Genomic DNA, 15,218 nt, shown 5'->3' with positions numbered 1-15,218 from the left:
CAGAGAATCGACTAATTGAAAGATGGGGTCGTATCTTCAGATTTCGATCCGTGAGTCCGCGATATAGGGTCTTCATGGGGTCGTATCTTCGGTCTTCAATCCGAGAGTCCGCGATATGGGAAGCTAAGGGTGATTGAGTTGAAGACCGAAGATACGACCCCTACTCGGTCACTATCTCCGTGAAGTCGGCGAACTCCAGGAAGAGCCCCGCCACCATGGAGAGCAGGGCCAGGCGGTTGTCGCGCAGCCTCTCGTCGTCGCCCATGACGAAGATGGTCTCGAAGAAGCGGTCGACGTCGGGGGCCAGCTCCAGCAATATCCCCAAGGCGGCGGCGTGCTCGTCCGAGTCCAGGTGGTCCCGGAGTGGTTGCTGGGCCCATACAAGGCGAGAGTAGAGGTTCTTCTCCGCCTCCTCCGTGAGCAGCGCCTCTTCGAGGCCGGTCTCCCCCGCCTTGCGCGAGAGGTTAAAGCAGCGTTCGAACCCGGTATAGGCCTTCTGCAGGCGGCCGCCGCGGCGCGCCTCGCTCATGGCCTCCAGGCGGCAGCGCGCGTCGTAGGGGTCCTCCGGAGCGCCGGAAAGAGCGGCGGCCACCAGGTCGTAGTCGAAACCCTCGCCGATCAGCGCCTGCCTCCAGCGTTGCCGGCAGAACTCCGCCACCTCCTGCGCGACCCCGGATGGATCGGAGAAGCCCAGCCTGGATGCCGCATCCTCCACCACCGCCGCGAAATCCAGGTGCATGCGTACTCCGACCAGGAGCGGCATCACCGCCTGCGCCTGGCGGCGCAGCGCGTAGGGGTCCTCGGAGCCGGTGGGGGCCATCCCGGCGCCGAAGCACCCCGCCAGGTTGTCCGCCTTCTCGGCCAGGGAGAGGACGATGCCGGTGGTGGTCGAGGGCGGTTCGTCCCCTGAGAAGCGTGGCCGGTAGTGCTCCTCGATGGCCATGGCGGTGTCCGCCGCCTCGCCGCTTGCCAGGGCGTAGATGCGTCCCATGATCCCCTGCAGGGAGGGGAACTCCACCACCATGGAGGTCACCAGGTCCGATTTGCACAGCAGGGCGGCGCGCTTAGCCGCCTCCTCCACCCCGGGATCGAGGTGGGCCTTGCGGCAGATGAACGAACAGAGCTCGCGCAGGCGCTGGCACTTTTCGTACATCGAGCCCAGCTTGGCCTGCCAGATGACCGCCTTCAGGCCCTCCAGGCGGTCCTCAAGGGATACCGCGAGGTCCTCGCGGTAGAAGAAAGCGGCGTCCTCGAGCCTGGCGCGCAGCACCCGCTCGTTGCCCCTGGCAATGGTCTCCGCCATGGCGGGGTCGCCGTTGTGCACCACCAGGAAGGCGGCGGCAAGGGAGCCCTGGGCGCCCTCCACCGGAAAATAGCGCTGGTGCTCCTGCATGGCCGTCTCCAGGACCTCCCGCGGCAGCTCCAGGAAGCGTTCCTCGAACTCTCCCACTATGACGTGGGGATATTCGACCAGGTCGACCACCTCGTCCAGGGTGTCGTCGCCCGGCACCGCCCGAAGTCCCCGGGCGGCCATGGCCTCCTCGACACCCGAGAGGACAGCCCGGCGGCGTTCCTCCTCGTCCGCCAGCACGAAAGATGCCCGCAGTCTGTCCAGGTAATCCCCTGGTCCTCCTATCTCCACCTCGCCCACCGAGAGGAAGCGGTGGCCGCGGCTCGCGCGTCCCGCCTGCAGGCCCTCGAAGGCCAGAGGCACTACGTCGTCTCCGTAGAGCGCCATCAGCCAGCGTACGGGGCGGGCGAAGCGGAACTCGCCCTCCCCCCAGCGCATGGACTTGCGGAAGGAGAGGGAACGGATGAGGGCATCCAGGACCCCGGGGAGCACCTCCAGGGCGGGTCTTCCCTCCTCGCGCACCACCGCGAAGACGAAATCGCCTTTCTCGGTGGAGCGGACTTCCAGCTCCTCCACCTTCAGCCCGCGAGAGCGAGCGAACCCCTCGGCCGCTTTGGTGGGCATGTTGTCAGCGCCGAATGCCGCCTCGCGCGACGGCCCGCGCACTTCGGCCTCCACGTCGTCCTGCCTCTCCTCCAGTCCCTTGACCAGCAGGGTGAGGCGGCGCGGCGTGGAATAGACGGCGATATCGCCGTGGCGCAGCCTCTCTTTATCCAGCATGGTGGCCGCGTTCTCGGCGAGCTGGCGGCGCCCATCTTCCACCGCTCCCCACGGGAGTTCCTCGGTGCCTATCTCCAGCAGAAGGTCCCTGGCCATCAGGCACCCCCCTCCAGCATGGGGAAGCCCATCTCCTCGCGCTGCGCCAGGTAGGCGGAGGCCGCCCCCCGGGCGATGTCCCTGACCCGCGCGATGTAGCCGGTGCGCTCGGTGACGCTGATGACCCCGCGCGCATCGAGGATGTTGAAGAGGTGAGAGCACTTGAGGACGCAATCGTAGGCCGGGAGCACCAGGCCTTTATCCAGCAACCTCTTGGCCTCGGCCTCGTTGCGGTCGAAGAGGTCCAGGGTCATGTCGGTGTCCGCCTGGTCGAAACAGTACGTGCTCCACTCCACCTCCGCCCGGTGCTGCACGTCGCCGTAGGTCAGGGTCTCGTTCCAGCGCACGTCGTAGACGTTGTCCACCTCCTGCACGTACATGGCCAGCCTCTCCATGCCGTAAGTCAGCTCCACGGAGACAGGGCGGCAGTCCAGGGAACCCACCTGCTGGAAGTAGGTGAACTGGGTTATCTCCATGCCGTCCAGCCACACCTCCCAGCCCAGCCCCCAGGCGCCCAAGGTCGGGGACTCCCAGTCGTCCTCGACGAAGCGCACGTCGTGTCGGTTGGGGTCGATGGAGATGGCCCGCAGCGAGTCCAGGTAGATGTCCTGGATGTCATCGGGGGAGGGTTTCAGGATCACCTGGAACTGGGTGTGCTGGTGCAGGCGGTTGGGGTTCTCGCCGTAGCGCCCGTCGGTGGGCCGCCGCGAGGGCTCCACGTAGGCCACCCGCCACGGTTCAGGTCCCAGGGCACGCAGGAAGGTGGCGGGATTGAAGGTGCCCGCCCCCACCTCGACATCGTGGGGCTGGACGAGGATGCAGCCGCGCCCCGTCCAGTAGGACTGCAGGGCTATTATCATGTCCTGAAAAAACATGCTAAGCTTACCTCCGGCTTTACGATTACGGCTATGATATCAAATAGCGGCATGCACCTGATAGCTGGGGCCGTATCTTCATGCTTCAGTTTTCCGACATGCAATCGTTTAATCGAAGAGTGAAGACACGGCACCAGAAAATGGAGGAGAAATGGGCGTAGCGATCAGGGAGGCAAGGCGGGAGGACTTCGACGCGGTCTTCACGCTGTTGGGGCAACTGCGGGACCAGTTCAAAGAAGAGAAACGGGCGGACAAGGCGGGGGTGCTCGCCATCTACGAGCGCTACCTGGAGAGCGACGACCACCAGGTCTACGTGGCCGAGATGGACGGCCGCCTGGTTGCCGTGATGAGCACCTCGATACTGCAGTCCCTATACGGCCATTGCCCGTACTTGATCGTGGACGAGCTGGTGGTAGACGCCGGCCACCGGGGACGCGGCACCGGAAAGCGCCTCCTGGACGAGGCCTTCAGCCTGGCAAGGGATCGGGGATGCTGCGAGGTCTGCCTGGACACCACGTCCGACAACGAGCGGGCGATCCGCTTCTACCGGGCCTACGGCTTCGACCGTGAGAGCATCCTGTTCGAGAAGGAACTGAAAGACGGAGAGGGATGATGGCCGACTGGGACGAGATGGCGCCGGGGTTCGACGAGGCCTTCTTCAAGGACCCCATGTACGCGATGATCCTCGCGGCGGTGGTAAAGAGCGCGGCCGGTGGCAGGATCGAGAGGGCGCTCGATATAGGGTGTGGCACTGGCAACCTCATCGCGCTCCTTCTGGAGGAGTCCCCGGACGCGAGGTTCATCGGGATCGATCCCTCCAGGGGCATGCGTGAGGTCTGCGCGGAACGGTTCGCCGGGAAGCCCAACGTGGAGATAATGGAGGGCGACGCGCTTTCCATCCCTTACCCGGACGGCAGCTTCGACCTCATCGTGTCCTCCCTCGCCCTGCATCATGTACCCACGGAGGACAAACCGGGCATGGCGAGAGAGCTGGCCCGCGTCATGGAGCGCGGCGGGCGCTTCATCCATGCCGACCCCTTCTGCCGCGTGGCCGGCGACTTGGACGACCCGGAGAAGGTGAGGGACGTCATCGAGCTGCTGGTGGCGAAGGCGCTCTACTCTCTCGACCACGGCGCCTGGGCGATGATGTTGGGGGAGCTGCAGTCCATCCCCCACCTGCTGCGGGGCGATGGTGAATACATCACCACGGTGGGGGAATGGGAGGCGGTGCTCTCTGGCGCCGGCTTCCGAGGTTTCGAAGTGATCGACCTCCCGCCCGTCGACCTCGTCAAGGTCATAAGCTGCAAATTGGTTGCGTAGCAAACATTGCCCTGTCTCGAATGAAACATCCGCAGTGGAGCCCAACCCGGAGGTCCGGGCCGGAAAGCGCCGCGAGCGGAGACCATTGCCCGGTCGGCCCGGGAAACACCTACAGGCCTTCGAAGGGTTTTGCGTCCTCGGGGGCCTTCACGTCCACCTCGACGCCGTACTCCGGGAAGTCCACGGTGACCTCGATGCGCGCCACTTCAGGGAGTAGCGGGATGCCCACGATATCTCCCATGGCAGGCAGCTCCATGGTAGCGGCCAGGTACGCTCGGCGGATCACCGGTTCGTCTTTCTGGATATATACCTCGATGGCGATGTCTGCTTCCTCGAGGTACTCGAGCGCTTCGTCCTCGCTCATGTCCAGCTCGCCGACGAGCTTGCGCACGGGGTCCAGGGCCATGATGGCCGGCAGGTCTGGCACCAGCTCCACTTCCACGCACTCGTAGTCCCCGACCGACTTCTCTCCCACCTCGTTCAGCTCCACCGTGGAGGAGATGATCTCCGGGATGGAGGAGAGCAGTCCCACCAGGGCATCGATGGTGCCCTCGTCGATGTCCTCCATCAGCTCCCCCTGGAGCACGTACCACCCGCCCCCGAACTGCACGTAAGCGGTGCCGTCCACGTAGCGCAGCGAGACTTCCATGCCCAGGACCGTGAAGCGCGCCTCCAGGGCGCCGGCATCCATGTCCATCCAGGCATCCCCCTGGACGTTAAGGCCCATGCCTCCCTCTCCCTCCAGGGGAGAGAGGGACGCGTTGATCTGGGCATGCGCGCTGCCGGCGTCCCGGGCGGCCTGGGTGGCCGCCTGGAAAGACTCATCGAGGCTCTGCTCCTTGCCACCGCAGCCGGCCAGCGCCAGGACCACGGCGAGCAGGGTGGTCAGGGTTATGGCGAGAAAGAACGCTCTCTTGGTCAAGCCCAACACCTCCGGACGTTATTCCTTGTAGAGCAGGGCCTCCTCGGGCTTGGTGATCTCGACTTCCTGGTTGTAGGTGGGGAAGTCTATCTCCATGATCATCTTCACGGTATAGGAGGAAGACTGTTCGCTCGCCGCCTGCACCATCTCGATGTTGTACACGGTGCGCCTGAGCACAAGGTACTCCTTGTCGAACCAGTACTCGTAGTTGACGCTGGCCTCCTTCAGGGACGACTTGATCTCCTCCAGCCTGCTCAAGGTCTCTTCGTCCAGCTGTTCCTGGTCACCCCTGAGCATATCCAGGAACTCCTGGTTCTCCATGATGGCATCGAAATTGGGCACCATGGCGATGTGATAGCAGTCGCGGTCGTTGACCATGGCGTCCTCAAGGCGGGTTATCTTCTGGAAGTTGTCCATGTATTCGGCGGTATTGCGGGTTATCTCGGACACGCTGGGAACGCTCAGCGAGGAACCGGCCGGGAGTTCGTACCAGGGTCCGTTCTCATCGGCGCGGTAATACTGCACGCCGTCATAGAGCACGTAATCGAACTCGAGCTCGAAGGAGGGCCATATCATGTGGGCCTGGGCGTTTCCGCTCCCGGCATCGTAATCCCCCTCGCCATTGAGCGCCACTTCGCTGGTGTACGCCTGCTGACCGGTGGGGGGGACGATGAAGGAATAGTCGAAGATGTAGTGGAGGGTCTGGGCCGCGTCGGTGGCGTTCAACCCGTCGAGCATGATCTTCTCCGGCGTGGCGTTTTCAGGCATCTCCCTCTGCGGCAGTCCCTCGGCGCCGCCACCGCCACACGCGGCCACAAAGACGGAGACCCCCAAGACCAGGCAGACCATGAGCGCCGCGGCCCCAGCCGTTATTCTACGCATATTCCCTCGCTTTCATCACCGCGCATTCCCGCTCGCACTAAAAATAACACAACCCCGGGGCTTTAGTCCCGGCTCTACCATTTATCGTACCGTCCATCAATCATTTATCGTACCGTCCATCAATCGCTTAAGACGAGGCAAAAGGTAGCGCTGTTCCTGGGGTCGTATCTTCAGTCTTCGATTTTCCGACAACTATCGCTTATCGGAACGGTCTTCAATCCGTGATTCCCAATGGGTTCGTATGGGGCCGCGCCTTCATTCTTCTGTAAGGGAGTCCGGACCTGTTGACGGCAGGGTTGGTTGGACTGAAGACTGAGGATACGACCCCTTCCAGTCGCGGGAGGCGTCGATGACGTGCACTACGTCCCAGCCCCGCTCCTCCAGGACCCTGGCGATGAAGCGGCGGTGGCATTTCCAGGGCAGAGCCTCCGCGCATACGATGGCCGTAGGGGCCTCAGCAGCGAGGTGCTCCAGCTCCGAGATGCCCGCAACAAAGGCTTCGGTCTCCATATGGGCCTCGTAGCCCCCTTTGCGGTAGCCCCCCAACCGCTCCCCCAGCCATACGTAGTCCAGCCCCGCCTCGCGCAGGGAAGCGGCCAGGTTTTCCCGGGAGAAATGGGGATACCTGCGGCTGCCGGGGAAGGAGCGCACGTCGCATACCCTGGCGATGCCCCAGGCCAGCAGTACGTCCAGGAACCTTTCCCAGGTGCGCGTGCTCGTCCCCAGAGTGTAGACGGTCTTCGCGGGGCCTTCCATCACAGGGAATAAAGCTCGGCGTCGGAGAGGAACTCGAGGCCCTTGGCGCTGAGGATCTCCTCCGCCTCGGCCACCCGGTCCACCTCCACCACGAGGATAGCCGTCTTGCGGTCCTGGAAGACGAAACCGTAGGCGTCCTCCACGTTCACCCCGCTCTCCCCGAGGACCCTGCAGATACGGTGTAGTCCGCCCGGCCGGTCGTCCATGACCACGGCGATCACCTCTTTGAGGAAGGCGGAAAAGCCCTCGCGCTGCAGCGCCCCGAAGGCCTTGTGGGGGTCGTCCACGAGCAGTTTGATGACGCCGTAATCCTCGGCGCCGGAGATGGTGATGGCGCGGATGTTTATGCCCTCCTCGAGGAGCACCTCGGTCAGGCGTTCCAGCCTGCCCGGCCGGTTCTGGGCGAAGACGTTGACCTGGTTGGCCATGCTCAATCCCCCCTCGCGTGATCTCTCCTGTCCACTACCCGCACCGCCTTGCCCTCCCCCGCCGGCAGCGAGCCGGGCTCCACCAGCTCCACAATGGGGGTGAGGAGGACCTCCTGGCGCAGCTCCTCGGTGATCCTGCGGCGCAGGCTGTTGAGCTCCCGCACCTCGCCGTGCCAGAGCTCGCCCGCCACCTCCACCAGCACGCGCATCTCGTCCATGGACCCCACCGTGTCCAGGACGATCTGGTAGTTGGAGCCCACGCCCAGCACGCCCAGGAGCACCTTCTCCACCTGCATGGGGAAGATGTTCACCCCCTTGACGATGAACATGTCGTCGCTGCGCCCCTTGATGCGCGAGATGCGGCGGTGTGCCCTGCCGCAGGGGCAGGGGCCGGGGACGGTCGCGGCCAGGTCGCGCGTGCGGTAACGCAGCAGGGGCATGCCCTCGCGGTTGAGCGAGGTGAACACCAGCTCGCCTTCCTCCCCCTCCTCCACCGGCTCCAGGGTGAGCGGGTCCAGCACCTCCATGAGGAAGCTGTCCTCCCACACGTGCATGCCCTGCTTCGCGGGGCATTCGAAGGCCACCCCCGGACCGCACATCTCCGAGAGCCCGTAGGAGTTGAAGGCGTCCACGCCATACGATCTCTCGACGCGGCGCCGCAGCCCCTCGGTGTGCGGCTCGGCTCCGATGAAAGCGATGCGCAGTTCCGTGTCCTGGCGCGGGTCCAGCCCCATCTCGGCGAAGACCTCGAGCAGGTAGAGGGCGTAGGAGGGGATGATATGCACCACGGTGGTGTGGAACTCCCGCATCAGCTGGATCTGGCGTCTGCTGTTCCCGGAGCCGGCGGGGATGACCAGGGTGCCGATCCTCTCGGCGGCGTAGTGGAAACCGAGGCCGCCGGTGAAGAGCCCGTAGCCCATCATGTTCTGGAAGACGTCCGAGCGGCGGACGCCCACCATGTACATGCATCGGGCTACCAGTCCGGCCCACGCCTCGATGTCGCGGGCGGTGTGGAAGATGACCGTGGCCTGTCCCGTGGTGCCCGAGGAGGAATGCATGCGCACGATATCGTCCATGGGGACGGTGAGAAAGCGGGCGGGGTCCCCGCCCCTCAGGGTGTTTTTGTCCATGCAAGGCAGGCGCCGGATGTCCTCCAGAGAGGTAACGCCGCCGGGATCAAAACCCGCGTCACTGAACCATGCCTGGTAGAAGGGGCTGCGGCCGCACCGCTCCAGGGTCTCACGCAGGCGCTGCAGCTGCAGGCGCTCCAGTCCCTCCCCTGCCAGAGTCTCCATTTCCGGGTCCCAGTGCTCGCTATCCGGGGCCATCGCCCTCCTCCACTCCAAGGGTCGTATCTTCAGTTTTCAATTCTAGGGGCCGCATCCACGGTCTTCAATGGGGTCAATATTGATGGAACCTGACCACCAGGTGGGGGAAGAGCTCCTTGAAACCGAGGCCCCTGTAGAGGGCGATGGCGGCCTCGTTGTCGCGCTGTGTCTCCAGGCGCACCGTCTTGCCGCGAGACAGGGACCATTCGCACACCACCGTACAGGCCGACGCCGCGAAGCCGCACCTGCGCCTGTCACCCACGGTGATGACCCCGCCGAGTTCGTCCGCCAGGGGAGTTGCGGCCTCGATCTGCGCCTTGGCCACCGGTCTGCCGTCCCAGCGCACCAGCGCCGCCGCTCCGTCTTCGAGGGCACGCCGCAATTGGGTACGTATGACCCAGTTCTCGGGGGCGCTCCCCAGCAGCTCCTCGTGGAGCAACTTCTCCAGGGTGGCCAGGGAGTCGAGGTCCTCGTCCCCCGCTTGCTCCGCTCTGCCCCAGAAAGGGATGAAGTCGCCGCGAGAGAGCACCAGGCTGACCTCCTCCTCGCGGTGCACAACCGACTGCGCCAGCCCTCCCACTCCATCCAGCAGCTCCTCGACCTCTTCCTCGGGCCCGGCCAGCACCTCCGGCATGTCCAACTCCGAGAGCGCCCCCTCCACCAGCGCCCGGGCCGTCTCGCCCTTCGCGGCCACCCTCATCATCCCCTGGTTGTTGAGCAGCAGCAGCCCCTGCATGCCCCTCTTTCCCCAGGCGGCAAGGTAGGCGCCCTGCTCCGCCAGCCCGAGATCGAAGAGGCCCCAGCGGCGCAGGGCCCAGATGATACGCAGGTTGGTCACGGGATCCTGCTCCAGGAAGGCCAGCGCCTCTTTCTCCCTGCCTATCTCCAATTCGGCGATGCGTATGCTTGACGCCAACTGCCCTGCCCTCCGACCTCCTTCTCAGATGACCGTATCCAATGTCGCAGTATATATTAAGCCGCAGGACGGCGCGAGACACGGGCCGCCTGCTCTCCTCTTCCAACACGGGCCTGATAGCAGCGATGCCTTCTGCTACAATGGTGGCGTGAACAGTGAGAGAGAGACGAGCGCTATAGCCGAATTCGAGTCGCGATACGCCTTCCCCCTCGACCGCTTCCAGCAAGAGGCCATCGAGTGCCTGCACGAAGGGCGTTCCGTCCTGGTCGTCGCCCCCACCGGTTCCGGGAAGACGGTGGTGGCGGAGTACGCGGTATGGGCGGCCGAGCAGACGGGGGACAAGACCTTCTACACCACCCCCCTCAAGGCCCTGAGCAACCAGAAGTACCGCGATTTCTGCTCGGTCTACGGATCGGAGAACGTGGGGCTGCTCACCGGCGACAACAGTATCAACGGCGACGCCCCTGTGGTCATCATGACCACCGAGGTACTGCGCAACATGATCTACGAGCGCTCGGACGCCCTATACGGGCTGCGCTACGTGGTCCTGGACGAATGCCACTACCTCATGGACCCCTTCCGCGGTCCGGTGTGGGAAGAGATAATCATCCACCTGCCGGTGGAGGTGAAGATCATCGGGCTCTCCGCCACCGTCTCCAACTACCGCGAGTTCGGCGAATGGCTCAACGACCTGCGCGGCGACGTGGAGACCATCTACCACGACAAGCGGCCGGTCCCCCTGCGCCACTACTACATGATCGGCGGCATCATGGTCAACCTGCTGTCCGGCCGTTCCCCCCAGGTGGTGGACGAATACGAGAAGTCCATGACCAAGCGAGGCGGGGGCGGCAGGACGCCGCGCACCAGGCACCTCATCCCGCGACGTGCGGACGTGGTCATGCGGCTGTACAAGTCGGGAATGCTGCCGGCCATCTACTTCATATTCAGCCGTGCGGGGTGCGATGCCGGAGTCACCCACTGCCTGGAGGACGGGGCCGATCTGACCACCCCCGAGGAGAAGAAAGCCATCGAGGAGCAGGTGCTGGCGCGCATGGCCTGGCTGCCCGAAGAAGACCTTAAAGTGTTCGGATTCGAGCAGTGGCTGGAGGCTCTGAAGATGGGCCTCTCCTCCCATCACGCCGGGCGCCTCCCCATCTTCAAGGAGATAGTGGAGGACCTCTTCGGCCAGGGGCTGGTGAAGGTGGTCTTCGCCACCGAGACCCTTTCCCTGGGCATCAACATGCCCGCGAAGACGGTGGTCATAGAGTCGCTGTACAAGTTCAGCGGCGAGAGCCACGAGTTCCTGACCTCCACCGAGTACACCCAGTTCACGGGGCGCGCCGGCCGTAGGGGCATCGACAAGGTGGGCAACGCGGCCACCCTCTACAACCCCATGGTGCAGTTCTCGCAGGTGCAGAAGCTGGCGGAGATGGAGAGCCTGCCCATCCGCTCCAGCTTCACCCTCTCCTACAACATGGCCGTAAACCTGCTGCGATACTACGACATGGAGAATGCCGTGCACCTGCTCAACTCGAGCTTCGCCCAGTTCCACGCCGACCGCGACGTGGTGAGGCTGGAGCGTTCGAAGGGGAAGATGGTGAAGAGGTTGCGCGCCCACGAGAAAAAGGTGGAGTGCGAGCGCGGAAACGCGTGGGAGTATTTCGTGCTGCGCTCCGAGGTCTCCCGCATGGAGAAGGAGATGGCGGAGGAACGCAAACGCCGCAGAAAAGAACTGATCAACCGCGAGCTGGAAGAGCTGCTCGAGGGGGACGTCATCGTGCTGCACCGCAAAGGCTCACGCCGCCCCGCGGTGGTCCTGGGCATCTCCGAGGACAAGTACGGCAACCCGCGCATCTCAACCATGGACGACCGCGGCCACTTCCTCAAGGTATCCTACGGTCAGTTTCCCCTGCCGCCCCAGGCCATAGGCCACCTGGGCTCCTCCTTCCTTCCCGCCGACAGCAAGGCCAAGGAAAAGAAGCTGCGGCAGGCCCTGACCGGGTTCCGCATCCCGCCCCCCGAGGAGTGGGAAGGGGAACATACCCTGCCGCACCGCGAGGAACTGGCAGCCGCCCGGGACGACCTCGCCTGCCGGGAATGCCACACATGCGAGAACCGCGAACAGTGCATGGAAACCTGCCGCCAGATGCAGAACATCAAGGCCGAGATGGAGCGCGTCGAGAAGCAGATGGAGGCGCGCAGCGATGTCTCCTCCCGCCGCCTCTCGGACATCATGAAGGTGCTCACCCGCCTGGGATACCTGGAGGACGAAAAGCCCACCGCCAAGGGCCTCGTGCTCAGCCGCGTCTACAACGAGTGCGACCTGGTGCTGGTGGAATGCCTCCAGGAGGCGGTCTTTCACCACCTGGACGCCGCCGAGACCGCCGCCTTCGCCTCCGTGTTCGTCTTCGAGACCAGGGAAGGCCCGGCGACGCGCCGCGGCGGACGCGGCCGGGGCAGGGGGCGTGAACCCCTGCCTGTCCCCTCCATACCCACCCCGGCGCTGGAGGAAGCCATCGCCAGGGCACGCTCCCTGGCCGGGCGCATCAAGATCACGGAGTCCAGGGAGAGGCTGGACCTCATGCGCCAGCCCGACGCCGGTTTCGTTCGCGTGGTCCACGAGTGGGCCAGCGGCGAGGACCTGGAGTACATGGCGTCAAACTACCCCCAGTACTCGGCCGGCGATTTCGTGCGCTCCATGAAACAGGTCCTGGACATCCTGCGCCAGATCAAGGAGGTCGCCGAGGACCCCCTTCTCTCGCGCAAAGTCTCCGAGGCCATGGACCTCGTCCACCGCAGCATCGTGGCCTATACCAGCGTGGTGGACACCCTCGAGGGAGACCTTCTGGACGAAGAGGATTGAGATACCGGCCTGCCCTGAAAATAGCGACCAGCATTTTCGTCCTCGGTGGTGTAGCGGCCGCGCGACATGGGTGACTGACCCCCGATCAGGGCTCACCCATGCAGCACCACCAAAGCCGTATTTCATTACTACGTTTCGCGACGTCTCTGCTATGATTTGTCTGGATGCGTGATCCGGTCGAGGACGCTGCGTTGCGGGAGACGCCATTGAGAGGTCTGAGAAACGCGAAAAGCCTGCTCGCCATCCTGTCATGCGGGCTGTTCATAGCCGCGGCGCTGGTCCTCGCCTCGTGCTCGGATGGCGCGAAGATGGAGGAGGCCCCCGGCGAGAGTTCGGCTGGCGCGGATGCCGTGCAGCGGACGGAGGAGCAGCCGGACGGCGAGGGGGTGGTCGCCGGAGAAGAGACGTACCCCTACGTCGACTGGTACGACTACCGCTACACCTTCCTGGGCGCCTGGAGGGACCGGGACCTCAACCCCACCAGCGAGGTGGTCGATTACGGCGGCGACTACGTCCACCTGCGCGTGAGAGTGACCATGACCGGCGACGAGCACCCCGACCTCAAGGCCCCGTTGCAGGTCCTCCTCGACTGCAAGGGCAGGGAATACCGCATCTTCGGCAAGGACTACAGCAAACACTCCTACATCTGGCGGGATTACACCGATTTCCCCGACGGCATCGGGGAGAGCCACGTCTATATCGTGACCATGGAGCTGATGCCCTATTCCCGCGCCTTCAATTCCTCCTTCGCCATGGACCAGGCCGAGCTGGTGCTGAACGGCATCGACTGGACCGACCTGCAGCAGCCACAGACGGTGCCGCTGAGCCGCCTCCCCCTCATCCAACTGGGCGCGGCAGGGTCCACCAGCCCCTGAAACGGAACGGGTGAGAGCGGGCGTGGATGGAGCAGCAAGCGGTTCAAGGGGCCGCGGCGAAATGCCGATATGTTACAATTGACAAGGTGTTTCCTTATTAAGGTAAGTCGGAAATCGGAGAGAAGGGGGCCGGGTATGAAAAGGGTGGTGCTTATCGCCCTCCTCTGTTTTCTCATGTCTGGATTGCTGGTGGGATGGGCTTGGGCGCAGGACGACCAGGCAACGGAGGAGGAACAGACCGAGACCGAGGAAGTGGTCGTAGAGGAACCGGTAAAACCGAACATCCTCTGGGGCGATTACAAGTACACCTTCACGGCCGTAAGCCCTTCATCCGACATAGACCCCCAGAGCGTGATCATGAACTGGTTCACGCCGGATATCTACAACGCCAACTGGAGCGCGGCCAACTACGTGCACCTCGGGGTGACCGTCGACTGGCTGGCCAACGAGCGCTCCCTGGACTACATGCCCCTGCAGCTCATCCTGCACAGCGGGGGCCGCTCGTTCATACTCTTCGGCAAGGCGGGAGCCAGCCAGTCCTACCTGTGGAGGCGCGGCAGCCATTACGGCAACGACGTAGGGGCGCGCTACCCGGACCATGTCGGGGACAATGCCAAGGTGATCTTCACCTTCGACACCAACGGCGCGGCCATCGACCCCTACAGCGCCTACATCGAGGTGAAGGGGATGCTCGAGGTGTGGAACTGGGACGAGGAAAGCCAGCTCTACTACACCGAGGCCATGACCGACCATTACTGGGGCCGCCTGGGCAGCTCCTATTTCACCTATACTCATCTCGTGGACATCCCGCTAACGGAGATCCTGCCGAAGTAACTAAAAGAACCTGCAGCGGGGGCGGGCTACGTGCCCGCCCCCGTTTACTGTCCCGCCTCGGCCCCGGAAGTGGCGTCGGCCTCAACTGATAGGTACGGCTATCGACCGAGGCCAAGCGGGAGGTAACGGCGACTGGGCGGATTAGTTTCCGTACGTCCACGTACCAGGCCTGGCCGATCGGAGTCGGCCGGGCGACTGGCACCGCCGCGCCGAAGACGGCGCTATCGCTTACGCGATGCAGGCTGTCGAAGTTATTGGATTAGTCCGAGAGGTTGACTTGCAGGTGGGCGTGGTTGCCCTCGTCCCCGGTATAGTAGGTGCCGATATCGCTGCGGAAATAGAGGGAGAGGGCGCGCACCCTGCCCAGCACGGTCCGGCCCGCCTCCACCCGCGCGCCCGGGCCGATGTCGGCCTCGATATGGAGGACGATAAACCTCAGGCCGGCTTCACCATCGGGGATGATGGCCACGCGCTGGTCGGGGTATGAGCCGTAGAGGGCATAGGCTTCGACGCTCTCCACCACGCCGTCCACCGGAGACAGCACCTCGCTCCCGGCCTTGGCCCCCACGTCCACCGCCGTGGTGGAGAAGGTGCCGCGGCCGCGCGAGTCCTGCACCCAGTAGTAGGGGTCGCCCCCGGCCACGGGCGACCACCCCGGGTAGCGCGCGGCGGGGTTGTCGTCGCGGAGGCAGCCGCCCCGTGGGACCATAACCCGGGCGCGCGCCAGCTCGCCGTGTATGTCATACAGGCCTGACTCGTGGAACATGATCCCCACCGTCTCCTGGTAGCTGACGGGGCTGACCACCTGGATGCCTCCCACATCCGCCAGGACATAGGGGGCGGGCGGCGATGGGCTGTTGTAGGCGAAGTACATGGGCCTCTCCGCCACCACCGCGAGGTCGCTCGTGAGCAGCATGGAGACGTCCTGTCCCGTGCCCACCACGTCGGCCACGTTCAAGGTGTAGCGGGAGAGGGGCGCCACGGTGGCGGTG

General features: G+C 64.4%; 14 protein-coding genes. 5 read left to right on the top strand and 9 right to left on the bottom strand.

Annotation, left to right across the window (positions count from 1 at the left end):
- Positions 1-160: 160 nt before the first annotated feature.
- Positions 161-2,227 (bottom strand): glycine--tRNA ligase subunit beta, encoded by a 2,067-nt coding sequence (glyS, locus tag AB1384_11280; protein ID MEW6554855.1) that lies wholly within the window; start codon positions 2,225-2,227, stop codon positions 161-163.
- Positions 2,227-3,102, bottom strand: a complete 876-nt coding sequence (glyQ, locus tag AB1384_11275; protein MEW6554854.1) for a glycine--tRNA ligase subunit alpha — start codon at positions 3,100-3,102, stop codon at positions 2,227-2,229. Before glyQ ends, glyS begins: the two co-directional genes overlap by 1 nt.
- 151 nt (positions 3,103-3,253) lie before the next feature.
- On the opposite strand from glyQ, the gene AB1384_11270 reads away from it, so the two are divergent.
- Together AB1384_11270 and AB1384_11265 are read left to right on the top strand one after the other, a co-directional pair.
- On the top strand, positions 3,254-3,715 hold the full coding sequence (locus AB1384_11270; GenBank protein ID MEW6554853.1) for a GNAT family N-acetyltransferase: 462 nt from the start codon (positions 3,254-3,256) through the stop codon (positions 3,713-3,715).
- Positions 3,715-4,422 (top strand): class I SAM-dependent methyltransferase, encoded by a 708-nt coding sequence (locus AB1384_11265; protein MEW6554852.1) that lies wholly within the window; start codon positions 3,715-3,717, stop codon positions 4,420-4,422. The genes AB1384_11270 and AB1384_11265 overlap by 1 nt, the downstream gene beginning before the upstream one ends.
- Positions 4,423-4,531: 109 nt before the next feature.
- On the opposite strand, the gene AB1384_11260 is transcribed toward AB1384_11265, so the two are convergent.
- The 6 genes from AB1384_11260 to AB1384_11235 form a co-directional block, all read right to left on the bottom strand.
- Positions 4,532-5,344, bottom strand: coding sequence for a hypothetical protein (locus AB1384_11260; protein MEW6554851.1), 813 nt, complete (start codon positions 5,342-5,344; stop codon positions 4,532-4,534).
- Between the two features lie 18 nt (positions 5,345-5,362).
- On the bottom strand, positions 5,363-6,226 hold the full coding sequence (locus AB1384_11255) for a hypothetical protein (GenBank protein ID MEW6554850.1): 864 nt from the start codon (positions 6,224-6,226) through the stop codon (positions 5,363-5,365).
- Between the two features lie 255 nt (positions 6,227-6,481).
- Positions 6,482-6,982 (bottom strand): DUF488 domain-containing protein, encoded by a 501-nt coding sequence (locus AB1384_11250; GenBank protein MEW6554849.1) that lies wholly within the window; start codon positions 6,980-6,982, stop codon positions 6,482-6,484.
- Entirely contained in the window at positions 6,982-7,410 is a 429-nt protein-coding gene (locus tag AB1384_11245; protein ID MEW6554848.1) for an ACT domain-containing protein, read from the bottom strand. The genes AB1384_11250 and AB1384_11245 overlap by 1 nt, the downstream gene beginning before the upstream one ends.
- 2 nt (positions 7,411-7,412) lie before the next feature.
- Positions 7,413-8,738 carry a phenylacetate--CoA ligase gene (locus tag AB1384_11240; GenBank protein ID MEW6554847.1) on the bottom strand — a complete coding sequence of 442 codons (1,326 nt, stop codon included), beginning with the start codon at positions 8,736-8,738 and terminating at the stop codon, positions 7,413-7,415.
- A 73-nt stretch (positions 8,739-8,811) separates the two neighbouring features.
- Positions 8,812-9,654: a GNAT family N-acetyltransferase gene (locus tag AB1384_11235; GenBank protein MEW6554846.1), complete on the bottom strand. Its 843-nt coding sequence runs from the start codon at positions 9,652-9,654 to the stop codon at positions 8,812-8,814.
- 148 nt (positions 9,655-9,802) lie between these two features.
- Between AB1384_11235 and AB1384_11230 the strand changes: the two genes are divergently transcribed.
- The 3 genes from AB1384_11230 (at position 9,803) to AB1384_11220 (ending at position 14,226) form a co-directional block, all read left to right on the top strand.
- Positions 9,803-12,517 (top strand): DEAD/DEAH box helicase, encoded by a 2,715-nt coding sequence (locus AB1384_11230; protein ID MEW6554845.1) that lies wholly within the window; start codon positions 9,803-9,805, stop codon positions 12,515-12,517.
- Positions 12,518-12,723: 206 nt separating this feature from the next.
- The gene (locus AB1384_11225) at positions 12,724-13,392 is read left to right on the top strand and encodes a hypothetical protein (protein ID MEW6554844.1); all 669 of its coding nucleotides are present in this window, start codon (positions 12,724-12,726) and stop codon (positions 13,390-13,392) included.
- A 135-nt stretch (positions 13,393-13,527) separates the two neighbouring features.
- Positions 13,528-14,226, top strand: a complete 699-nt coding sequence (locus tag AB1384_11220; protein ID MEW6554843.1) for a hypothetical protein — start codon at positions 13,528-13,530, stop codon at positions 14,224-14,226.
- A 259-nt stretch (positions 14,227-14,485) separates the two neighbouring features.
- Here the strand turns inward: AB1384_11220 and AB1384_11215 are convergent.
- On the bottom strand, positions 14,486-15,218 hold a 733-nt coding region (locus tag AB1384_11215; GenBank protein ID MEW6554842.1), incomplete at its 5' end, for a hypothetical protein.

The sequence above is a fragment of the Actinomycetota bacterium genome, from assembly GCA_040757835.1.
Lineage (GTDB): Bacteria > Actinomycetota > Geothermincolia > Geothermincolales > RBG-13-55-18 > SURF-21.
This window is presented reverse-complemented; position numbering and strand designations above follow the sequence as displayed.

Excerpts from the sequence above, each read along its gene's own strand:
- glyS (MEW6554855.1), bottom strand. The coding sequence starts at position 2,227 with ATGGCCAGGGACCTTCTGCTGGAGATAGGCACCGAGGAACTCCCGTGG.
- glyQ (MEW6554854.1), bottom strand. The coding sequence starts at position 3,102 with ATGTTTTTTCAGGACATGATAATAGCCCTGCAGTCCTACTGGACGGGG.
- AB1384_11270 (MEW6554853.1), top strand. The coding sequence starts at position 3,254 with ATGGGCGTAGCGATCAGGGAGGCAAGGCGGGAGGACTTCGACGCGGTC.
- AB1384_11265 (MEW6554852.1), top strand. The coding sequence starts at position 3,715 with ATGGCCGACTGGGACGAGATGGCGCCGGGGTTCGACGAGGCCTTCTTC.
- AB1384_11255 (MEW6554850.1), bottom strand. The coding sequence starts at position 6,226 with ATGCGTAGAATAACGGCTGGGGCCGCGGCGCTCATGGTCTGCCTGGTC.
- AB1384_11250 (MEW6554849.1), bottom strand. The coding sequence starts at position 6,982 with ATGGAAGGCCCCGCGAAGACCGTCTACACTCTGGGGACGAGCACGCGC.
- AB1384_11245 (MEW6554848.1), bottom strand. The coding sequence starts at position 7,410 with ATGGCCAACCAGGTCAACGTCTTCGCCCAGAACCGGCCGGGCAGGCTG.
- AB1384_11240 (MEW6554847.1), bottom strand. The coding sequence starts at position 8,738 with ATGGCCCCGGATAGCGAGCACTGGGACCCGGAAATGGAGACTCTGGCA.
- AB1384_11220 (MEW6554843.1), top strand. The coding sequence starts at position 13,528 with ATGAAAAGGGTGGTGCTTATCGCCCTCCTCTGTTTTCTCATGTCTGGA.